This window comes from Pseudoalteromonas arabiensis (assembly GCF_001550155.1).
Taxonomy (GTDB): Bacteria; Pseudomonadota; Gammaproteobacteria; order Enterobacterales; family Alteromonadaceae; genus Pseudoalteromonas; species Pseudoalteromonas arabiensis.
The window spans coordinates 60479-83319 of record NZ_LRUF01000024.1 but is presented as its reverse complement, the minus strand read 5'-3'; the positions used below and the strand labels follow the sequence as shown (position 1 = coordinate 83319).

The following is a 22841-nucleotide window of genomic DNA, read 5'->3' as shown; positions in this document are numbered from 1 at the left end:
TCTGTGATTAAACGCGTATTTGCTACTCGTAATCAATTAACTAATAAGGTTATTATACAGACTTAGTTGTATCATCAATCATAAAAGCTGTCAGCAGCGCATTCGGTGACTATGAAAAATAACCATCTTAAGCCTCCTTTTTCCGCCAGCTATCGCCAACGACTGGTGCGATTAAGCTTAGCGGCCGCATGTTTTGTGCTTTTAAGTTGGGTTGCGGTTAATAGTAGTTTTCAATCTCATCAACTACTTTATGACAGTTCAAATAGCACCGCTATCAGCCTCACTAAATTTATGGCACTCAATGCACAGACCCCTTTACAGGAGAAGAATAAGCCTGCGCTGAATATGCTGTGCAATAACATTGCTGAAGATGAGTTTGTTTTAGCAGCAACCATCTATGATCAACAAGGGATACAAATAGCCGCAAGTGATAACTGGCAAAGCCATCACACCTTTGGCTTACTGCCAGATTCAACACCAGGTATTAGCCGCTTAAAAACTCCTTTCGTAGAACCTGTGATAAGTGATGACGAGCGCCCTCTTGGCTTTGTTGCTATTACTTATTTAACACAAGCTTCTATAGCGACAAGCCACAGTAGCTTCCATGACTTAGGCCGCCAAGTGCTTCTTATGCTTGTAATTACTTGTATTTTTACTTGGCAACTTGGCCGAGGGTTAAAACGCTGGCAAGTCAATCGTTATATGCGAAAAAGTGCGGAGCAAGATTCATAAAGTGCCTGAGCAAGCTCTTTTTGCGCATCGCCCGTTACATCTTTAAGTTCACACAAATGAGTAAATACATCACGCACTTTAAGTGGTGTATTTACCAGCCCTTGAAACCCTGCCAACGGCATTGATGGTGAATCGGTTTCAAGCACTAAATGCTGAGGCTCAATTGCGCTTATAACTTTACGAGTTTTAGCTGCACGTGGGTAACTTATCACGCCACCGACCCCCAACTTAAAACCTTGTTTTATATAACTCTGGGCTTGTTGTTCAGAGCCTGAAAAGGCATGAATAACACCACCGTATTTGGGTTTACAGCGCTTAAATGAGCGAGCAATTAAATCGTGACTTTGTCTGTGATGCACAATCAGTGGTAAAGCAAGTTGGTTTGCAAGCTCTATTTGCCCTTCAAAAAGCTGCGTTTGTTTATCAAGGTCATCAATACTACGATCTAGGCCACATTCACCGATGGCAATAAATTGCCCTAAATGGGCTTTTGCTAGCTGCTCTAATTCAGCAAGGTGATGAGATTGGTGATCAGATAAAAAATAAGGATGTAAGCCTAAAGCAACTGAGATACTTGGCTCTGATTTAGCAAAAGAGAATAGTTTTGTAGATTGTGCCAAGCTCACACCCGGCACAATAAAATGCTCAATCCCTATTTGCTTGCATGCTTTGATGAGCTCTGTGCGAGTCTCATCAAATTCGCTAAAATCAAGGTGGCAGTGGGAATCGATAAAACGCATTTAAGGATTTAAACGACCAAACTGCCAACTACCGTCGGCTTGGCGTTGATACATAAAGCGATCGTGTAAGCGGTGCGCACCACCTTGCCAAAATTCGATTTTAGTCGGTTCAACACAATAGCCTCCCCAAAAATCGGGGAGTGGAATTTCACCCTCAGAAAACTTTTGCTTCATTTTCGCGAATGTTTCCATCAACACCTTGCGTGATGACACAGGGCGACTTTGCTCTGATGCCCATGCAGCTAACTGGCTTTCTTTAGGACGCGATAAAAAGTACTTAGCCACAGCCGTTGTTGGTAAGGGTTTAGCCTCACCATAGACAATGACTTGTCGCTCCATATGGTGCCACGGAAAGTGAAGAGAAATTTTGTTATTACCTTTGAGCTCCTGCGCTTTGCGCGAGCCGGTATTGGTAAAAAACACAAAGCCGTTTTCATCAAGATGCTTTAACAGCACAATACGCTGCGACGGCTGGCCATGTTCATCAACCGTTGCTACCACCATCGCCGTAGGATCAGGTAAGTTAGTTGCAACAGCTTGCTCAAGCCATTTTTCAAACTGCTTGATTGGAGATGCATCAAGCATCTCTTCAGATAAACCATCCTGTAAATATTCACGGCGAATATCTTCAAGTTTCATAAAATTCCCTCTACGCTATCGGCTAAAGATTAATCAAGGTTATTGAGCTGTCAATTTTGTTGGGTTTCGCTGCGCTCAAAGCGAACTACACGAAGCAGAGTTCACCTAAGTAGTTTAGCCTAAGACAAGGCGGAAAACCGACTTATCCCTATGAGTTCTTACACTTTCTGCAAGTGAAGGAGTGCTAGCAAGGCAATGAGTTTATTTATGCCAAGGAGCATACGTGTTTTGTATGTGACTTAGGCTAAATAAACTCATTAACGCAGCTAAAGCGAACTACACGAAGCAGATTACATTTGCTCCATGACTTCGATACCTAAAAGATCCAACCCTGTTTTCAATGTCTTCGCAACCAAATTACACAGTACTAAACGGCTGTCACGAACACTTGGCTCTACGCCTTCTTTTAGAACTGGGCAGGCTTCGTAGAACGTCATGTATAGGCTTGCTAGTTCATATAGGTATCCACATAATACGTGCGGTGTTGCTTCGCTGATCATTAGATCAAGTACTTCTTCTAACTGAAGAAGTTTAAGTGCCAACGCTTTTTCTTGTGGCTCGTTGATTGCAACGTCTGCTATTAATGACGCAGCATCGATACCTGATTTACGGAAGATACTGCGAACACGCGTATATGCATATTGTAAGTAAGGCGCTGTCGCACCTTCGAAGCTCAGCATAGTATCCCAGTTGAAAATATAGTCGCTTGTGCGGTGCTTAGACAGATCCGCATATTTCACTGCGCCAATACCTACTTTACGGGCAATTTCGCTACGCTCTTCGTCGCTTAAGTCTGACTCACGCTCAGCAAGTTTAGCTGCTGCACGAGTAATTGACTCTTCAAGTAAATCAGCAAGTTTAACTGTACCGCCCGTACGCGTTTTGAATGGCTTGCCGTCTTCACCCATCATGGTACCGAATGGGCAAAATTCATAGCTTGTTTCATCACGTAATAAACCCGCTTTACGTGCTGTTAACTCAACTTGATTGAAGTGTAAGCTTTGACGAGCATCTACAAAGATTAAGATACGATCAGCACCCAGTTTATTCGAACGGTAATCACAAGCAGCTAAGTCAGTTGTTGCATATAAGAAACCACCACCTGATTTCTGTACGATAAACACTGAAGGCTCACCGTCTTTGTTAGCAAGTTCATCTAAGAACACCACTTGTGCGCCTTCAGACTCAACGGCAATATCTTTGTCTTTTAATAGCGCGATAATGTTGGCAAGTTCGCTGTTGTAGGCACTTTCTGCCATGATGTCATCTTGCGTAAGTGTCACGTTCAGACGCTTGTAAACTTCTTCAGAGTGCTTTACAGACGTGGCAATAAATAACTTCCATAGTTTTTCACAGTGTGCATCGCCACCCTGTAATTTAACAACGTAATCACGGGCTTTATCAGCAAAGCCTTCTTCATCATCAAAGCGCTTTTTCGCATCACGGTAGAAGGTTTCTAAATCAGCTAACGCCACAGATTCTAAATCAACACCTTGCTTGATTTGATCTTCTAAGTGCGCGATTAGCATACCAAACTGCGTACCCCAGTCACCCATGTGGTTTTGACGAACAACGTCATCGCCACGGAACTCAAGGGCACGAACAACTGCATCACCAATGATGGTTGAACGTAAGTGACCTACGTGCATTTCTTTCGCAAGGTTAGGAGATGAGTAATCTACCACCACTTTTTGCGCCGTTGCATGTGGCGCAACAGCCAGCTTTTCGTCTTCATTTGCTGCTTTTAAGCTAGTCGATAAAAAAGCAGGCTTTAAATGAATGTTGATAAAACCTGGGCCTGCGATTTCAGTTTTTTCTGCGATATCAGCAAGGTCTAGATTATCGATTATTTTTTGTGCTAGTTCACGCGGGTTTGATTTTAATTTTTTAGCCGCGCCCATTGCGCCATTGATTTGGTAATCACCAAACTGTGGGCGTGTGCTCTGCGTGACCGCTGGGTTAGTGTCTTCAGGTAACCCTGCTGCAACCATAGCAGCAATTGCCTTTTCGATTAAAAGAGTACGAATATTCATTGTAATTTTTACCTTTATGGCCCGCTGTGCGGGCACTTAAATTTGAAGCAGACTTAGCGTATTAGTTTTCGCGTGTATGGTTGAACTTGATGTCTGGATAGCGCTCCATCGACAAGTTTAGGTTTACACGACTTGGCGCGATATAAGTAAGGTTATCGCCACCATCAAGCGCTAAGTTGCTTTCGCACTTACGCTTAAACTCTTCAAGCTTTTTGGTATCGTCTGAGCTTACCCAACGTGCAGTGTTAACACTCACGCCTTCGTAAATCGCATCAACGTTGTATTCTGCTTTTAAGCGTGCAACAACTACATCAAACTGTAGTACACCGACCGCACCAACGATAAGGTCGTTATTAATAAGCGGTCTGAATACTTGCACAGCGCCTTCTTCAGAGAGCTGAACTAAGCCTTTCAACAATTGCTTTTGTTTTAATGGATCTTTTAAGCGAATACGACGGAATAATTCTGGTGCGAAGTTAGGAATACCACCAAACTTCATTTTTTCGCCTTGCGTGAAAGTATCACCAATTTGAATCGTACCATGGTTATGTAAACCAATAATGTCGCCCGCGTAAGCATCTTGCGCTCGCTCACGATCACCGGCCATAAAGGTTACCGCATCAGAAATACTCACTTGTTTACCAATACGCACATGGTTCATTTTCATACCTTGGCTATATTTGCCCGATACAATACGCATAAAGGCGATACGGTCACGGTGTTTAGGGTCCATGTTCGCTTGGATTTTAAATACGAAACCAGAGAAATTTTCCTCGGTTGCTACAACTTGGCGGTCTTCTGTTTCGCGCGGTAATGGCGCAGGCGCCCACTCAGTTAAGCCATCAAGAACATGGTCAACACCAAAGTTACCAAGTGCGGTACCAAAATACACAGGTGATAGTTCACCTGCTAAGAACAGATCTAAATCAAACTCGTGAGATGCGCCAATAACAAGCTCGAGCTCTTCACGTAGTTGCTCAGCAAGATCACTACCAATTGCATTATCAAGTTCAGGGTTGTCTAACCCTTTAATAACGCGCACTTCTTGAATTGTATGGCCTTGGCCTGTGCTGTATAAAATCGTTTCTTCACGGTGAATGTGATACACCCCCTTGAATTCTTTACCACAACCAATTGGCCAAGTAACAGGCGCACAGGCGATGTTTAGCTCAGTTTCGACTTCGTCTAATAGCTCCATTGGGTCACGAATATCACGGTCACACTTATTCATAAAGGTTACAATAGGTGTAGTACGTAAGCGTGTTACTTCCATTAATTTACGAGTACGATCCTCAACACCTTTCGCCGCGTCGATTACCATTAAACATGAATCAACCGCAGTCAATGTACGGTAAGTATCTTCAGAGAAGTCTTCGTGTCCTGGGGTATCAAGTAAATTAACTAGACGCTCATTGTAAGGAAATTGCATAACAGACGTGGTTACCGAGATACCACGTTCTTTTTCCATCTCCATCCAGTCTGATTTTGCGTGCTGGTTTGAGCCACGGCCTTTTACGGTACCGGCTTTTTGAATCGCTTGTCCGAATAACAGAACTTTTTCTGTAATGGTGGTTTTACCCGCATCTGGATGCGAGATGATCGCAAAGGTGCGTCGTTTATTAATTTCGGTAGTTAAATTAGACATGTAAGCCGCTTTTAGTCAGAACAAAGTGCCACTGATACTCACTCCATAAAAAGTAAGCAGTGCACACTGTAAAAATAAAATAGAATTACGGGCATTATACCCTGTTTGTCTTAGCCAAAAAAGCAGCGATTGTAAGTAATTATTCAACCTTTTTGTTGTTTTAGTTGTTCATCTTTTTCTAAGCTTGTGTAATCAAGTTGTAACGCATACTATTGGTAAATTACACGGAGGGAAATAAAGTTAGGTCATGAAAACCAGTAAACTCAGCATTCGATTATTATGGTATATCACGCCACTTGTGATCTTACCTTTGTTATTTTTAGGCGGGTTTACGCTGACCAATGTAACTAACTCCACAAAAAAACAAGCTGAACTTATTGTCAGCCGCTTTGTTGAGCAACAACAACAAAAAATATTTAACTATATTGACTCCTTCCACTCGATCACCCGACTTTTATCAACATCCCCTGTGCTTGCTGATTTTTTAGCTCGCGATACAGACTCAAAAACCCAATATATTGAACATTTGGGTGAGTTAATGAATGTATTTGCCAGCTATTCGGAGGCCTATCCAGATATTGTAAGTATTAACTACTTAGCGCCAGATGGAACCAGTGATGCCTTCTATTCGAGTCAATTAACACCCGCTCCTAAAGAGTATCCATTTTTTAAACAAGTACAGCAGTCAAACTTACGGCAACAACAGTTTATGATCGCAAAAGAGGATGGCTCCACCAGCCTGTATTTTGTGCATCCAATTTACAACATAGATTATTATTTGAAGCGCCCGCAGCAACTAGGCTTTATTGTTGTACATGTTGAGCCCTCGATTTTAAACACCAGCATCCTCGAAGCGCCTTTTAATAACACCTTAAATTTGTTTTTAACCACTAAAGGGCAAATTCTTTTTAGCTCTGACTATGATTTACGGGGTAGTTATTTAAGTGAATATGAACTAGAGCAAATTAAGAGTCTTGCTGACTATGGCAAACTTGCCAGTATTGAACTTTCTAGCATTGATAAAGAAGAGCGTATTATTTACGCAGTACAAATGACCGATGGTGATTACTTTGTATCAACCACACCTAAAAACCTTCTCTACCAGTCTGGCAAAGCGATTAGCCTGATCACCGCTTTAATTGTCATTATTTCAGTGATCGCTTTACCCATTCTTATTTATATTGTTGTTCGCAACCTACTCCTCACCCCTGTTGAGTTACTTGGTGAAGCGAGCCACCGTGTTGGGGATGGCGATTTATCCGTGTATCTGCCAGCCCATACAAACGATGAAGTCGGCGTGCTTTTCAACGACTTTAACCACATGGTGAATCAAATTCGTCATTATCAAGATGAGCTTGAAGAATATAAACATCACTTAGAAGAAAAGGTAGAAAGCCGTACAAAAGCCCTTGAAGCTATGAACAGCAAGCTTGAGGTGGCCATTGCGCAAGCTGAACAAGCAAACCAATTAAAAAGCCGCTTTTTAGCTAATATGAGTCATGAAATTCGTACACCACTCACCGCAATTATGGGTTTTACAGAGCAACTCTTACATAATAAAAATGCAGTCAATGATGAGCAGCACTTAAGCACCATTTTACGTAATTCAAAACACCTACTTGAACTGATTAATAACATTCTCGACTTGTCTAAAATTGAAGCCGAAAAACTGGCCGTAGAGTGTAGCCCCTGTCACGTTGTGCAGCTTGTACATGACATAGACTCAATTATTCGCCCTTTGGCGAATGAAAAACAACTGCAATTTGATATCGATTACAGTTTACCCATCCCCAAAATCATCAACAGCGACACTACTCGTTTAAAACAAATTTTGATCAATATTGCTAGTAACGCGGTGAAGTTTACTGAGCACGGCTCTATCTCTATTAGCATTTGTTACAACAGCAGCAAACAATTCTTAGAATTTGCAATTAAAGATACCGGTATTGGCATGTCTGAGCGTGAAGTCGAAAGGGTATTTAAGCCATTCGAACAAGCTGATGCGACGACAACTCGCCGCTTTGGTGGCACGGGACTTGGGTTATGTATTTCAAAGAATTTAGCGCAATTATTAGGGGGTGATGTCCACCTAATTAGTGAGCCTGGCAATGGAAGTTGTTTCACAATTCAAGTAGCTTGCCACCTAAATGCCAAACAATTACAGGATGACGCCTTTATCTATGACCATAAACAGCTTTCACCGGATAAAGACTTACTCTTATCATTTGCTGAAAATAACTTTGATGCCAGTATTTTGGTTGCTGAAGATAATCCCGATAATCAGTTACTGATCAAGCTATTATTGCAGACATGGGGGCTTGAACCTGATATAGCCAAAAATGGCGCAGAAGCTGTAGAAATGGCATTAGTTAATGACTACCAACTAATTATAATGGATATGCAAATGCCTGTAATGGGTGGCTTAGAAGCGACCCAAATGCTTCGACACGCAGCCTATGATGGCCCTATCATTGCGTTAACAGCCAATGTAATGAAGACTGATGTAGACAGGTATATCAAAGCTGGCTGCAACGAAGCTTTAGCAAAACCCATTGACAAAAGTGCCCTAGAACAAGTTTTAGTTAGTTATTTAAATATAGAAAAAGACAGCCAGAATAAGTGGGAAAACTTACTAAAAAGTGATAAGTTTCAACAAATTAATGAAAATTACCGCTCAAAGTTACCAGATTATTTGGGTCAAGTTATTCAGCTTTATCGTGCTAAGGAATGGGAAGCACTGCGCTCATTAGCACACAGCTTAAAAGGCAGTTCGGGATGTTTTGGCTTTGAAGCTATTCATAAAACCGCAGGGCAACTTGAAAGCGCGCTACGTAGTAATGATACTGAGCAGGTTGATGCAAGCTATGAATCACTTATTAGTGCACTTGAAAACGCCGCCTAATGGGCTTAAAAACGCAGCGTTAACCCCATTAAAATTGCGTTTTCATTGCCTGTTGCAGTTGGGTAGTAATTTTTTCGCACTGACATATGTGAGAAGCCCGCACGTTCATATAAAGCAATCGCACGATTGTTAGATTCGCGTACTTCCAAAAATAGGTTCTCAGCTTCATGCTGTTCGCCATACTCAATAAACGCCGCTAGTAATTGCCTTGCTATTCCCTGCCCTTGGTATTTAGGTGCAACACAAATATCCATCAAGGTGTAATCAGGGCCTGCCTTCTCACCGATATAGAAACCCAGCATGTCGTCGCCTTGAAAAGCAGCAAGATTAAAATAACGACCCGCTAAACACGATAACATGGTTTTTTCTGTCCACGGATGACTATGACAGGCATTTTCAATGACCATTAGCTGTGCAATATCATTTGCATCAACAGCTCTAAAGTTTATCAAGTTGTTCACCAATTAAAGACCAAAGTTGCTTTTTCTGCTCATTAGTGAGCTTATCGCTTGGCAAGCTTAAACAGCCCTCTTGCCAACTTATACTGGTAGCCTTGACAATCTGCGTTATTACTATAGGAGACAACGCTTTTTCAAGATCTTGATGAAGCTGTAACGGAAGCGTTATGGGTGTTTGTTGAGGCGTAGATATGTGTTCAAGCGGAGCGTCAGACACCATTTGAAAGTGTTGATTTAGCTCTAAAGGTTGTACAGAAAATATCGCAGCGTAACTTGGGTTCATAACAACTCAATCATGATTAAGAGCAAGTAATATAAGAAGATTTGCGATTAAAGTAAAGTAGGAAGAAATGGCAGGGGCGGAGAGATTCGAACTCCCAACCGTCGGTTTTGGAGACCGCTGTTCTACCAATTGGAACTACGCCCCTGCAATGACGGTGAATTATATAGAGCTTTTTATAAAGGTAAAGTAAAAAAACACGATTTGCAGTTCAATTGCTTTCAAAATAAACAAAACGGCGAATTAGCAAGCTAACAAAGCTCTTTTTAAACATACCCAAGCTATCTGCAAAAAGTAAAAGAGCCAAACACAGTTATAATCATTTAAAGCACTTCATTCGCTTGAAAGATAATGTTGCTGAATAACAAGTTGAAGGTACTCAATAAATGCTTTTACTTTTTTGAACGGATATCTACGCCCAGAATAAAAAGCATACAAAACCAAATCTTCAGGCTCATCAGCTAAGGAATCTATTTTTGTTAACAGCCCTTCTTCTAGCTCTTGTCTGCACGCTTCAAAAGGAAGTATCGCAAAACCTAACCCTTTGAGTGCAGCAGACTTTGCCATATGCCCACTATTTACTTTATAACGGGATGCAACATTAACTGTGCCTGCTCGTTTGAATTTCCATGGCATTCCTTGTAAGACTGATAAACTTGTAATACAGGGAAGCTTACCAAGTTCAGTCGTTGAATTTGGTTTAGGATGTTTATCTAGTAAAAAAGGAGAAGCTACGACACAACTTGGCCAACGCACTAGCTCTTTTGCAACCCATCCAGAATCCTCCACAGGGCCTCGTCCAAAACGTATCACTATATCAAACCCTTCTAATAGCCCCTCTTCGGGATTAAGCTGAGTATCACAACTTAACTGAATGTTAGGGTGTTTATAACAAAACTCAGCCATAGCCTCTGCCAAAAACGGTAAATCAGGTGTAATGACTTTTAAATGCCCCGAAACTAAATCACTATTTTGATAGGTTTCTTGTAAAACATCCCCCATCGCAACAAGCAGCGGAGTTAAGTTTTGATAAAGAAGTTCTCCCGCTTCTGTCGCGACCATTTTTCGTGTTGTACGTTCCAATAGCCGTACATTCAACGCGTGTTCTAAAAGTGCAACATGACGGCTCACATTTGATTTGGGAATTTGGCACAGCTCTGCGGCCCGCTTAAAACTTAATTGTTCAAATACCTTCTGGAAGCTAAGAAGCCACTGTAATTCAATATTGTTTAGCAAAACTATCTCATCAAATGGGATTTACAAACCAAAACTACCATATTTATCCTATTTATTGGACCAGTAATAATCATTTTTTTCTTAAACTGGGAAGATTTAAATGAGTTCAATTAAAAATATAGCCATTATAGGTGCAGGTGTTGCAGGCCTTGCGTTAGCGATATTTGCAAGAAAACAAGGTATCAAGGTTACCTTATTCGAAAGAAACACCAGCTTTTCTACAATCGGTGCTGGCGTTACGTTATGGCCTAATGCGACTTTTGTGCTTGAGCAGCTAGGTCTAATAGATGATTTCACCCAGTGTGGGGGTCAGCCAGTTGCTATGCGACAGTACGACAAACAAGCCACTCAATTGGGTGAGTTTAATATTCAAACACTAAACTCTCTGTGCGGCTTTCCAACTATTAGCATATTACGTCGTGACTTAATAAAGATACTCGCCGAGCGACTAGAGAAACTGGGTGCCACTATTCACTTCAACCAAGCCGTCAATACTCAGGACATTGCGCAATTAAAAGATAAGTTTGATCTTGTAGTAGGCTGCGATGGACGAATGCAATCGAAAGCTCGAGAGTATCTGTATAAAGTGCCTATGCCAACTAAATACCAAGGCTTCATTAATATAATTGGTACCAGTGAAATTGATCTGACCCCTTTTGAGCAGACAATTCATGACTTTAGAGTTAATAATGAACGCTTTGGTATAGTACCTGTAGCAAACCAACATTGTTACTGGGCTGCTGCATGGCCTAGTAACCTTGATAAAACGAAACCAATGGAGCAGTGGTTTGAAGAAATGCATGAGCGTTTTCAAGATTGGCCTAAAAAAGTTCAACAGGTACTTAATAGTTATAATCCACGCAGTTTAAAACGCATATTTGTACATGATATCGACCCACTTCCCTATTGGCACAAGGAGAATCTCATTATTATCGGAGATGCTGCACATGCTTCCTTACCCACATCGGGGCAAGGTGCTAGCCAAGCGCTTGAAGATGCTTGGCATCTAGCTCAATTATTTAAGACCGAATTTAGCCTCAATGTTATTTTGAAGAAGTTTTATGAAACTCGTATTCATAAAACCTCCAGCGCCCAAAACATGGGTAGACTAATAGCTCAGCATATCTTTCAACAATCATCTAATTCGGCCACAGATGCACCAAGTATATCCGCAGAAGAGCTCAGTCAACTCTATATGCAAGGACTAGACTTAACTCATACCAAATGATAACCGTCTAAATAACAAAAACCCGCTTCAAAAAAGCGGGCTTTGGCCCAAGTAGAAAATTCTGTCATATCACGACGAAGTTCTTGTTTCTCTTTAATACTAAGCCTCCACGGAGCAGAAGTGGTTCTATCCACCTTGTGTCGCCAACTTGTCGCTGTACATTTTAGATAGCGCATCAAAACATTGGTTACCAGCAAGAAGCCTCAAAGGGTTCATATATCCACTATTACAATCGATACCGTCCCATCGATATATTGGAGACGATAATTCTGTTTAGGCCGTGAATCGGCTTAACTTACTGTCGGGAATTAGTTGACCGCTACAAAGCTCGAGATAAAACCCCACACTCTCTGATGTGTGGGGAACTTTATGTAATAGGCTATTTACATAGCAGGTTGAATGCCGTTAGGACAAGCACCTGGTGAGCCTGTGCCTGGAATAGTGGCCGGCACTGTTGGCACTGGGTAATCGCTCTCTAGTAATTGTATGGAATTGTGGTTGACTGCCGGTACGGTTTCAATATTACACCCGCGAGCGCCACCTGAATCGAAGCCACCACCGACTTTACCTTTACAAATGAAGGAGCAACTAAAGTGCGCATCTTGTAAATCGTGCACGTTATACTGCTGACAGCCAACAGCGGGGTCAGTGCCAACGGAAATGAGTTTACCTAACCATGCAGGGTTTTTTGCCCGACTCTCCAACTCTTTATTCACTGTTTCAGCGGTGGCACATCGACGTGTCACATAACGTGATCCATCAATGAGGTTTTCGACATCATTGATGCAATATTGATATTTGTAAAACTCAGCGGAAGCCAATGATTCAGGATTACCAGCAGCATCAGAGCCACAAACAGCAGTCTTGTGCGAGCGCTCGCAGATAAATTTCGGTCCACGGCACACATCGCATGATACTGGTGATGTCGGTGTTGGGTTAACCGCATCTCCTCCACGGCTGTTTTTGATAGGCAAGGTGGCGCTGACCGTTTGACCTTTAGTATCAGTGACCGTCAGCGTAATATCCCCTCCGATATAGGTGCATTCACTCGCAGGTTTGCTAATGGTTGCCGTTGGGTTGTCGGTTGTTTCACCACTTAGCACCACGCCTTTGGCTGGCGGTGTCCAGCTATAGGTGTAGGGTGGTGTGCCACCGGTAATTACCGGTGCATGCAAACTTACTAACTTATCGATACCATTTAGCGAAGTCAGATCCGCGTTTATGCTTTTAAGTGCGGCTGTCAGTTTGCGACTGTCGACTAACGGTAAAGTTGCCGGAGCTGCTGGTTTGATCAGCACTGTATAACTTTGGTTGCCAGCCTGATAATGACCTGGCGTATCACCAGCTACTATGTCGAGTTTATAGGTACCAGCAGTGCCTGTTTGCGGGTTGATGCTAATGGTAGCTGCATTTAGAGGAGCGAAGGTATCGGCTGGCGCGGTACTCGGCGTAACGGTCCACGAAATAGTCGTTGGCGTTATCGGTGCAGAACCTACGTTGCTTATAAAATCTACAGTAACATCTAACTTTGGATCACCTTCAGTTAAGGTTATGTCTGTTGCACTTTTTGGCATTACAACAATAGTCGGTTCATAAACCACGACATTTATCATGTCTTGCTGCGAAGCACCACCTACTATTGGCATCCCGACCACAGTAAAAGTGAGCGTTGTATCGCTCGTCACATCAGGTGCCGTAAATGAGGCGTTATATTGATTGGCACCACTTAGCGCAACTATTGGCATTCCTGCCGTTTGCGTCCATTGATAACTGGCGAGACTGCTGCCCGTTGCATTTAGAATAACTGTTTGCCCTGCGCGCACGCGCAGATCAGCACCAGCACTAATACTAGGCGCAGCCAATACTTCCACCATCGCCGTTTGTGATACTTTATTACCTGTTCCTTGTGCGGCAAAAGTGAAGATATATTGGTTCTCGTTTCCATAGGCTGGAGCGATAAAGGTACTGGTTAAACTGCGAACATCGCCCTTGACGCTACTATTGCTGAGCGTAATGGTACTGGCCGCCGTAGGAAGTTGGCTCCACGTTAAACTTTGCACCGTTGCAGGGCTGCTTGAGTCTGCATCGATCACCGTACCGACTAAACTAACGATTTGTCCTTCATTGACATAAAGAACAGGAGTAACATGTGCCGATATATCGGGCTGGCCTTGCACTGTAACTGTTACTTGGTCTTTTTTGACTCGACCATTACTAGTAACCGAGAGTTCAAATACCAGGTCTTCGCTGGTGCCCGCAGCTTTAGCTGGAGAGGTAAATGATGCATTCAAAGTATTTGCATTTTTTAAAGGGGTGACATCTGAGCCTGAAATCTGCGTCCAAGTATAAACTGGTTCATTGGCATGTTGCACACTGCCGTGCAACTGCACATCACTTAAACTTTCAGCAATAGAAAAATCATTACCAGCGCTGACCAGTAAAGGTAAAGCGGGTACGGTCACGACAACGCTATCTTTAGCCGTATTACCCAAACTGTCGATTACCGTCAGGTTGTAGTTAAGCTCTACTTCATGGGTCAGAGACGGCGCGATAAATGATGGGTTCGCATCACTGATACTGCTTAGTGCGGCATTCGTATCATCTGTCCAACTATAGGTGTAGGGCGGTTTCCCTCCTGCAACATTCGCATTTAAGTACCCCGTTTGCGTGGGTGATAAATCAAAGTCGGCGCCCAAGTCGACACTCATGTGGCGATCTTGAATGGTCACTGCAACCGTGGCGGTAGCCGCATTGACCGAATCCGTTGCCGTAACTTGCAGTTTGATCGTAGTATCAGCATCCACATTGGGAAGGTCTAAGCTTGCATTCGCTGAGGATCCGTTGATAATGTTTGTTGTCGTCAGTGATGTTGTGCCGGCATCAGCAAGAGTCCATGCATAGCTTACCGCACCATCGGCATCTTTAGCCGATGCCAATAAATTGAGGGTATTACCTTCAGCCAATGTGCGTGTTGCTGCACCAGCTGTTACTTGCAAAGCATTGTTCACATGGTAAGTGACACTATCGGTAGCAGAGCCGTTAGCCGTATCATTTACTGTCACTTGAAGGGTCACAGTAGCAGGGCCATTCGGTGCGATAAAGCTTGGAGTAGCGGTGTTTGGATCTGTAAGGCTAATGCCTATACTAGTGGTTTCTACCCATAAATAACTGAGTGAACCAAAGGTGTTGCCAAGACTGACTCTCGGCTTCACTGTCTCATTTGCAGTTACGGTCGCATCATTAGAGGCGGTTACCATTAACGGCAACTTCGGTGGTGCGACTACTGGATCAACTGTCACAGTCATTTGTGCTTTTGCTACGGCTGACCCATCGCTCACTTCGACTTCTATTACTATATCTTGATGGCCGCTCACACTAGGAGCAGTGAAACTTGGCGAATCCGTTTTATCATCTGCAATCGTAATGGTTGGGCCACTTAATTGCGCCCACTGATAGTTTAAGGGACCAGTGGCGTTCATCACTGTCGTTTTAGGGTGCACCACATGACCACTGTATACGCTTTCATGCCCAGCCATACTGAGCGCAAGTGTGGGTTTGCTTGGCGCATTAACAGGTACTGCCTGAAACTGAGTATCAGTAGTTTTAGTAATCACTTTACCTTCAGGTGAGGTATAGGTAATGGTTGCCTGAAGCTTAATGTTGGTATTACTGCTTACTGATGGCGCATTAATGATGGGCTGAGCTGTATTGTCACCAGCAATTATCAAGTCATTAGGTTTTGGATTTGGCTCAATCACCGTCCATAGGTAAGAAAGAGATGCCCCGTTATCTAAAGGGGGGACATGGATATCGATGCTTGGTTTAAAAGTTTTGCCGGATTCTACCTGAACGGGAGCTGCTGTACTGACTCCAGGGCCTGTTGCCAAGTGACTACCTATTTGGTTTTGATGAGGTGCCAGCTTAAATACAGGTTTAGCGGTATAAAGTAGCGAATCGGAAACAGTATTGGTGCCATCTGTCACAGTAACATTGACTCTAATACCTGTTTCTGAATTGACATTAGGCACAACAAACACAGGGTGCTCTGTTGTCGCATCTGTAAAGGCAACATCGCTACTCTCCCACAATACTGATACACGATCAAGCGTACCGGTGATAGTTGCTGCAGGATATACAAAATCCCCTTCTTCAACTAAACAGTTGGTGGTGCAGCCCTTTGGTTTAATAATCTGTACCGACAAAGGCGCAGTTGCCTTCACTTGAATATCGTGTGTAATACTCACTTGATGGCCATCGGCATCAGTTACTTGTACTACCCATTGAAAATCGGTGTCGGTTGTAACCTCTGGCGGCGTAACCTCGGTAGTTTTTCCATTAACACTACTTATCATAGCGTCTGGACCTTTTGTTTGCGTCCATTTATAGGTAAAAGGCCCTTTGCCACCATTAACCTCGGCAGTCAAACTAACAGAACCATGACCATTGTATACTTGATGCTTAGCACCTTGCTGAGGCTGTAAAGGTCCAGGCTTTATTTCTACTTGCTGTGTCTGTGATGTGCTTTTTCCGCTACTAATTTCAGTGGCTGTTACTTTAAATTCAAGTTTTCCCGGCTGCTTGGGCGCAACGAAAGATGTGGTTTGGCTGGCACTGTCTATTAAGTCTACTGTGGTACCGCTCACTTGCTGCCATTCATAGGTGAAGCTTCCACCGCCACCAGACTTTTCGGCTTTTGCTGTTAAGTGGACTGTTTGCCCTGAAGTGCTTTGCTTAACTGTATGTGACGATTGAGAGTTTGCATCAACTTTGCCCGTTCCAGTATTAACCTGGTTAACAAAGCTGATGCCCCTTGGCTTAACCGTGAGAACCACAATCGTATCAAACAACAAGCCGCCGGTGTCTTCAGTTTGTGCTGAGAAAAATAACTCTGTGTCCTGAAAAACATTAGGTGCTGTAACCTCGACTCGATTATCTATTTGTTGCCAAGATACTGTTTGTTCACTTAATAGTTCCCAACTTATCTCTTTGTCACTATCAACCAACCCATTAACCGTATAAGCCGCATTTAAAATGACCTTGTGTTCAGAAGAAACTTCCGTTGGGCCTGTAACCTCTAATGACTCAACATCTCCAATAACGTCAACCGGTGAGGTAATGTCTATGGTGATATCCTTGCTTAGCGACATACCTGAGAACCTAGCTGTTACACGAATACTAGCTTGCTCAATATTTGACGGTGCTACAAAGAACCCTTGGTTACTATTACTAACTAAGCCAAGTGGTAATACACTCTCTTCCATCCAAAGGTAACTCGCGCCATCAATATTTTGTCCATTTTGTTGTAACTGAACCTCAATCACTGCAGATTGACCCACTTCTACGGATAAAGGCGCTCGGACCAACTCAATTGTAAATTCTTTACTTGTACCTGATGACACTGAGGTTCGGTCACAGGCCACTAGAAAGAATAGCATTAAAAGTAAACCAAAACCTTGACTAGGCAATTTCATAAGTAACAGTATCCGTATCATAAAAAAGATAGAAAGTTTTAAGATTATTTAAGCCTAAAAAGCATAACCACACTTAAAACTTCGATAACCTAAATTGATACTAGACTCAAAATTAAAACTCTGCAATTTGTCCCTTTTTCATGAATCAAAAGAACACGATCTTACTGTTAAATTCAGTCCTGTTCTCGCAGTTCAGCTTATTAGGGTTGCCACACTCTTAGATAAACTAGCCTTGGAGTCTTGTGATGTGCCTGCCACTGGTGGTTACAGAAACCAACTGACCGACTATTCCAGCGAGTAATTATCCACCACATCCCCTCCAAAAGTGCCTACCATTACTAAGCTGGTATGACACAAATTCCATAGACCAACGTTGATTTAACACTATTGTCTTAGCTCTTTGCGTTTCTTCACACCCGCCCTCTTCAGTGTCGAGGCGATAGGCTTGCTTTTAGCTCTGAATCCAGCATTTTCCTTTGAGCAAATCCTGTAACATAAGCTACCCACACTGGGGATATTTAATCGCCAGCGACTGAGCCCAACAAACTTATAAGCCACACATTCAGTGTACCAACAGGCACACCGATTAATTGAAGAACGTTCCACCGCTACCACACCTGATATATCAGTGACGGTACATCCAGATGTCAAAAAAGAATCGTATGTAAACGACTATGATCATCTTTATCTATGGTTTTATATGTATTTTTATATTCGAAGTCTCTCGGAGCTGATCGGTAATGTTATAATCATAGCCTAGGCTCGATTTGGTTAAGTCAGTTGCGTTGACGATCAGGACGAGCGAGTCGAGTTACCTACTATTCTAAAAACTCTGTGTTTTACATTTAGGAATGATTAGTTAGCCAAACGAGTATAAGTAAAGTACTAAGAGAACTTTACAGGCTAATTAAAAATTATTTTAGCCTTTATAAAGTGTTAAATAAAACTGACTAGATATAATTAAATTTAAAGTAATTATTTTCGAAAATAGTTCTAAATATGTGTAACCTTGAAGAAAAGTGATGCTTAAAACCATTTCGATTTATTTTTAATCTTGTCTTAACTCAGCACCATAAAATACCCGCTACCTTACTCGCTTTATGTATTAGAGTTTTTACCCTTAGCAGAACAGCTTAATAGGTGAAAGGGCTCGAAGCTCGCAAAGACTAGGAGCTATTAATAGACATCAGCCTAAAAAGCCAAAGACGCATAAGCGTATTTTAATCTATCTGATATATAGTCGTTCAAACCCTATCTGATAATTCCTTGTTTTTAATTGCTGCCTATACAACTAAGTTCTTACTACTCGTCGACGTTTTAGTTCAGCTTTGGCTTAACGTCTGAGCCCACTTTTTCTTCAGCAATTAACGGTCGTGAAACTGAACTTACTCTGCTTAGTTACCATTTTGCTTTTGATCCGATTTTTTTATAGCTCATTGATATTAAAGTATTTCCAATCAGTAGAGCACATTATAAATAATCAAGAATGCTACAGCACAAAAGACAGTATTATATTACTTTATCACTTTAAAACTTTTCTGTTAGCTACCACTTTTGCACTCTATCTAACGGTCAAATTTCCCAAGAGATATCAACTCCAGTTCAGCTTCTGATTTAATCTGTATTTATGTGACACTCAAATTATTGTTAGTCAATACACTATTCAAAGGTACTTCCGTATCTAACAGCTTTAAGCTTACCTATTTTATGAATATCCATCGCGCTTTGAATCATATTTTACGCTCAAAATAACAATTTTCATCATTTCCATGTTAACCATATCACTTACCCCATTCTAAGTTGTTATACAACGCTTCTTAAAAATCGCTCGGTGAGTTAGCAGAAGGTCGAGAAAACATAGGTGATTACCTTCTTCAAGACGAGTAAAATTTGCAGGGCGTTTTCTTGGTTGATGAACTGTAGAGCGGCTAGTTAGATCGGTACACCATCACTGACTACGTACGGCGACCAAAGGGCCAGCGTCTTATTTTGTCGATTTGATCGACCGATCCATCATAAACTCGCCCTACCATCTTCAACCTATTTTGGAATACCTCCATTTTGTCAGCAATGACTTTCATCTTCAGGCAGTGCCCAGTGTTACGCAGCCACAGCCCTAAAAATAGAAGCCAGCACTACAACGAAAACTAATATCTCCGCAAGGTTTTTTAGGAAAGTAAAAATTCATTAAAAAGGCCAGTCAGAAATACTGACTGGCCTTTTTTATCTAACAGAAACTAGATTAGGTTTTTACAACCAAGTCTACTCCCACTCGATTGTTGCCGGTGGCTTACCTGAAATATCGTAAACAACACGTGAAATACCATCGATTTCGTTGATGATACGGTTAGAAACCACACCTAGGAACTCGTAAGGTAAGTGTGACCAACGTGCCGTCATAAAGTCGATTGTCTCTACACAGCGTAGCGATACAACCCAGTCGTATTTACGCGCATCACCCATTACACCTACCGATTTAACTGGTAAGAATACAGTGAAGGCTTGACTTACTTTGTGGTAAAGCTCTGCTTTGTGTAGCTCTTCAATGAAGATAGCATCTGCGCGACGTAGTAAGTCACAGTACTCTTTCTTGATTTCACCAAGTACACGAACACCTAAACCAGGACCTGGGAATGGGTGACGGTAAAGCATGTCGTAAGGTAGACCAAGCTCAAGACCAATTTTACGTACTTCATCTTTGAATAGCTCACGTAACGGCTCAACAAGACCCATTTCCATGTCGTCTGGTAAACCACCTACGTTGTGGTGAGACTTGATTACGTGTGCTTTACCTGTTGCTGATGCAGCAGATTCGATAACATCTGGGTAGATAGTACCTTGACCTAACCATTTTGCGCTTTTCAGCTTTTTAGCTTGCTCGTCAAATACTTTAATGAAGGTATGACCAATCGCTTTACGCTTATCTTCTGGATCTGACTTACCTGCTAAGTCTGCTAAAAATTGATCTTCAGCATCTACTTTAACAATGTTTAGGCCGAACTTGTTGCCAAACATGTCCATAACTTGCTGACCTTCGTTTAGACGAAGTAGCCCGTTATCAACGAATACACATGTTAGCTTGTCGCCAATTGCACGGTGAATAAGCATTGCAACAACAGATGAATCAACACCACCTGATAAACCTAAGATGACTTCGTCATCACCTACAGTTTGTTTGATACGCTCAATCGCATCGTCGATGATTTTAGCCGGAGTCCATAGCTTTTCACAGCCACAGATATCAATCGCAAAACGCTCAAGTAAACGTTGACCTTGATGCGTGTGAGTTACTTCTGGGTGGAACTGCACGCCGTAAAAGCGCTTTTCTTCCCAAGACATTGCAGCATGTGGGCATGTTGACGTTTTAGCCGTTGTTTTGAAAGTCTCTGGTACTTCCATTACTTTATCGCCGTGGCTCATCCAAACGTCTAGTACGCCTGCACCGCCATCAGTAATGTGGTCTTCGATAGCGTCGAATAACGCACAATCACCTACTTTTTCAACCTGCGCATAACCAAACTCTTTCTTATCAGAGCTGTGTACGCTACCACCTAGTTGCGTTGCCATTGTTTGCATGCCGTAACAAATACCAAGTACTGGCACGCCTGCGTTAAATACATACTCAGGAGCACGTGGGCTGTTTTCAAGTGTTGTAGACTCAGGACCACCCGACAAAATAATACCTTGTGGATTAAATTCGCGGATTTGCTCTTCAGTTACATCCCATGCCCATAGCTCACAGTAAACACCAATCTCACGTATACGACGTGCGATTAACTGTGTGTATTGCGAACCAAAATCTAAAATGAGAATTCGTGAATCGTGAATGTCTTTGCTCATGGAGTATCTCGTTAGTCAGGAACTGCTCTCCCAAAGGGAGATGATAAATAAATTAGGGCTAGCAAATGCTAGCCCATTGTAATTTCAATACCTTAAGGTAATTAACCTAAGCGGTAGTTTGGCGCTTCTTTAGTGATTTGCACATCGTGAACGTGTGATTCACCCATACCAGCTGAAGTAACACGAACAAATTGAGGTTTAGTATTTAACTCTTCAATTGTTGCACAGCCAGTTAAGCCCATTGCACTGCGAAGACCGCCCACTTGTTGATGGATGATTGTCGCAATAGGGCCTTTATAAGCAACACGGCCTTCGATACCTTCAGGAACAAGCTTGTCTGCTTCGTTCGATTTTTGGAAGTAGCGGTCTGATGAACCTTCTTTTTGGTCCATAGCGCCAAGGCTACCCATACCACGGTAAGACTTGTAGTAACGACCTTGATATAGCTCAACTTCACCCGGTGCTTCTTCAGTACCTGCTAACATTGAACCCACCATCACACATGATGCACCTGCAACAAGTGCTTTTACGATGTCACCTGAGAAACGAATACCACCGTCAGCAATAACAGGGATATCACGGCCTTTTAAGCCTTCAACTGCATCAGAAATAGCAGTGATTTGTGGAACACCACAACCTGTTACGATACGAGTAGTACAGATAGAACCAGGACCAATACCCACTTTAACAGCGTCAACACCCGCATCAGCAAGGGCAATCGCACCTTCAGCTGTTGCAACATTACCTGCTACGATTTGTAGATCTGGGTATGCTTGACGTGTTTGAGCAACACGGTCGATAACACCTTGTGAGTGGCCATGTGATGTATCGATAAGTAATACATCAACACCTGCTTCAACAAGGGCTGCGATACGCTCGTCAGTACCTGCGCCAACACCAACAGCGGCACCTACACGTAGACGACCTTGCTCGTCTTTACATGCGTTTGGTTTGTCTTGTGCTTTTTGATAATCTTTTACAGTGATCATGCCTTTAAGTTTAAAAGCATCATCAACTACGAGAATTTTTTCGATACGGTGCTCGTGCATTAGACCTAAGATTTCATCACGGTCTGCACCTTCTTTAACAGTCACTAACGATTCTTTTTTCGTCATAACGGTAGAAACAGGTTGCTCAAGTTTGGTTTCAAAGCGCATATCACGGCTTGTAACAATACCCACTAGGTTATTATCACCATCCGTCACAGGGAAACCTGAAAAACCTTTATCTTCTGCTAATGCTATGGCATCAGCAATTGTTAGATCCGCAGTCACAGTAACAGGGAAAGAAACAATGCCTGCTTCGTACGTTTTAACTTTACGTACGTTTTTAGCTTGCTCTTCAATTGTCATGTTTTTGTGGATGAAACCTAAACCGCCCTCTTGCGCTAGCGCAATCGCTAAACGAGCTTCTGTTACAGTATCCATAGATGCTGAAACTAGCGGCAAGTTAAGATTGATACCACGCGTTAAGCGAGTTGAAATATTTGCCGTGTGTGGCAAAACAGTAGAATGACCTGGTACTAGTAGTACGTCGTCAAAGGTAAGAGCTTCTTTAGCAATTCTAAGCATATTGGCAACTTCTCACATGTGGATCTGAGTATAAGGAATTGCGGCCAAATTTTATCAGCGTTCTAA

General features: G+C 42.4%; 14 protein-coding genes and 1 tRNA gene. 3 read left to right on the top strand and 12 right to left on the bottom strand.

All coding sequences use genetic code 11. From position 1 onward, the window contains the following. The first annotated feature begins 111 nt into the window (after positions 1–111). Positions 112–732, top strand: a complete 621-nt coding sequence (locus tag PAARA_RS13580; protein WP_062569568.1) for an AhpA/YtjB family protein — start codon at positions 112–114, stop codon at positions 730–732. Here PAARA_RS13580 and PAARA_RS13575 read toward each other — a convergent pair. From PAARA_RS13575 to prfC, 4 genes are all read right to left on the bottom strand, one after another. Continuing rightward, positions 699–1472, bottom strand: coding sequence for a TatD family hydrolase (locus PAARA_RS13575; protein WP_062569567.1), 774 nt, complete (start codon positions 1470–1472; stop codon positions 699–701). The genes PAARA_RS13580 and PAARA_RS13575 overlap by 34 nt on opposite strands. Further along, positions 1473–2111, bottom strand: coding sequence for a pyridoxamine 5'-phosphate oxidase (gene pdxH, locus PAARA_RS13570; RefSeq protein ID WP_062569566.1), 639 nt, complete (start codon positions 2109–2111; stop codon positions 1473–1475). A 290-nt stretch (positions 2112–2401) separates the two neighbouring features. Next, positions 2402–4144, bottom strand: a complete 1743-nt coding sequence (argS, locus tag PAARA_RS13565; protein ID WP_062569565.1) for an arginine--tRNA ligase — start codon at positions 4142–4144, stop codon at positions 2402–2404. Positions 4145–4205: 61 nt separating this feature from the next. Further along, entirely contained in the window at positions 4206–5789 is a 1584-nt protein-coding gene (prfC, locus tag PAARA_RS13560; protein ID WP_062569564.1) for a peptide chain release factor 3, read from the bottom strand. Between the two features lie 247 nt (positions 5790–6036). Between prfC and PAARA_RS13555 the strand changes: the two genes are divergently transcribed. After that, positions 6037–8691 carry a hybrid sensor histidine kinase/response regulator gene (locus PAARA_RS13555; protein ID WP_062569563.1) on the top strand — a complete coding sequence of 885 codons (2655 nt, stop codon included), beginning with the start codon at positions 6037–6039 and terminating at the stop codon, positions 8689–8691. Positions 8692–8696: 5 nt separating this feature from the next. On the opposite strand, the gene rimI is transcribed toward PAARA_RS13555, so the two are convergent. The 4 genes from rimI to PAARA_RS13535 all read right to left on the bottom strand — a co-directional run bounded on the left by rimI (position 8697) and on the right by PAARA_RS13535 (position 10665). Continuing rightward, on the bottom strand, positions 8697–9143 hold the full coding sequence (gene rimI / locus PAARA_RS13550; protein WP_062569562.1) for a ribosomal protein S18-alanine N-acetyltransferase: 447 nt from the start codon (positions 9141–9143) through the stop codon (positions 8697–8699). Beyond that, positions 9130–9432 (bottom strand): hypothetical protein, encoded by a 303-nt coding sequence (locus PAARA_RS13545; RefSeq protein ID WP_062569561.1) that lies wholly within the window; start codon positions 9430–9432, stop codon positions 9130–9132. Before PAARA_RS13545 ends, rimI begins: the two co-directional genes overlap by 14 nt. A 68-nt stretch (positions 9433–9500) precedes the next feature. Then, positions 9501–9577: transfer RNA gene (locus PAARA_RS13540), tRNA-Trp, on the bottom strand. A gap of 185 nt (positions 9578–9762) precedes the next feature. Beyond that, complete coding sequence (locus PAARA_RS13535) at positions 9763–10665, bottom strand: LysR family transcriptional regulator (protein ID WP_062569560.1); 903 nt, start codon at positions 10663–10665, stop codon at positions 9763–9765. Positions 10666–10765: 100 nt separating this feature from the next. Between PAARA_RS13535 and PAARA_RS13530 the strand changes: the two genes are divergently transcribed. Beyond that, a complete protein-coding gene (locus PAARA_RS13530; RefSeq protein WP_062569559.1) occupies positions 10766–11893 on the top strand; it encodes an FAD-dependent oxidoreductase in 1128 nt (375 codons plus the stop codon). Here the strand turns inward: PAARA_RS13530 and PAARA_RS20565 are convergent. The 4 genes from PAARA_RS20565 to guaB form a co-directional block, all read right to left on the bottom strand. Next, the gene (locus PAARA_RS20565) at positions 11881–12027 is read right to left on the bottom strand and encodes a hypothetical protein (RefSeq protein WP_157066207.1); all 147 of its coding nucleotides are present in this window, start codon (positions 12025–12027) and stop codon (positions 11881–11883) included. The genes PAARA_RS13530 and PAARA_RS20565 overlap by 13 nt on opposite strands. A 249-nt stretch (positions 12028–12276) precedes the next feature. Continuing rightward, positions 12277–17364 (bottom strand): PKD domain-containing protein, encoded by a 5088-nt coding sequence (locus PAARA_RS13525; protein WP_062569558.1) that lies wholly within the window; start codon positions 17362–17364, stop codon positions 12277–12279. 2262 nt (positions 17365–19626) lie between these two features. Then, positions 19627–21204 (bottom strand): glutamine-hydrolyzing GMP synthase, encoded by a 1578-nt coding sequence (gene guaA / locus PAARA_RS13520; RefSeq protein WP_062569557.1) that lies wholly within the window; start codon positions 21202–21204, stop codon positions 19627–19629. Between the two features lie 101 nt (positions 21205–21305). Beyond that, positions 21306–22775: an IMP dehydrogenase gene (gene guaB, locus PAARA_RS13515; protein ID WP_062569556.1), complete on the bottom strand. Its 1470-nt coding sequence runs from the start codon at positions 22773–22775 to the stop codon at positions 21306–21308. Between the last annotated feature and the right edge of the window lie 66 nt (positions 22776–22841).

Excerpts from the sequence above, each read along its gene's own strand:
- PAARA_RS13580 (WP_062569568.1), top strand. The coding sequence starts at position 112 with ATGAAAAATAACCATCTTAAGCCTCCTTTTTCCGCCAGCTATCGCCAA.
- PAARA_RS13575 (WP_062569567.1), bottom strand. The coding sequence starts at position 1,472 with ATGCGTTTTATCGATTCCCACTGCCACCTTGATTTTAGCGAATTTGAT.
- pdxH (WP_062569566.1), bottom strand. The coding sequence starts at position 2,111 with ATGAAACTTGAAGATATTCGCCGTGAATATTTACAGGATGGTTTATCT.
- argS (WP_062569565.1), bottom strand. The coding sequence starts at position 4,144 with ATGAATATTCGTACTCTTTTAATCGAAAAGGCAATTGCTGCTATGGTT.
- prfC (WP_062569564.1), bottom strand. The coding sequence starts at position 5,789 with ATGTCTAATTTAACTACCGAAATTAATAAACGACGCACCTTTGCGATC.
- PAARA_RS13555 (WP_062569563.1), top strand. The coding sequence starts at position 6,037 with ATGAAAACCAGTAAACTCAGCATTCGATTATTATGGTATATCACGCCA.
- PAARA_RS13545 (WP_062569561.1), bottom strand. The coding sequence starts at position 9,432 with ATGAACCCAAGTTACGCTGCGATATTTTCTGTACAACCTTTAGAGCTA.
- PAARA_RS13530 (WP_062569559.1), top strand. The coding sequence starts at position 10,766 with ATGAGTTCAATTAAAAATATAGCCATTATAGGTGCAGGTGTTGCAGGC.
- PAARA_RS13525 (WP_062569558.1), bottom strand. The coding sequence starts at position 17,364 with ATGAAATTGCCTAGTCAAGGTTTTGGTTTACTTTTAATGCTATTCTTT.
- guaA (WP_062569557.1), bottom strand. The coding sequence starts at position 21,204 with ATGAGCAAAGACATTCACGATTCACGAATTCTCATTTTAGATTTTGGT.
- guaB (WP_062569556.1), bottom strand. The coding sequence starts at position 22,775 with ATGCTTAGAATTGCTAAAGAAGCTCTTACCTTTGACGACGTACTACTA.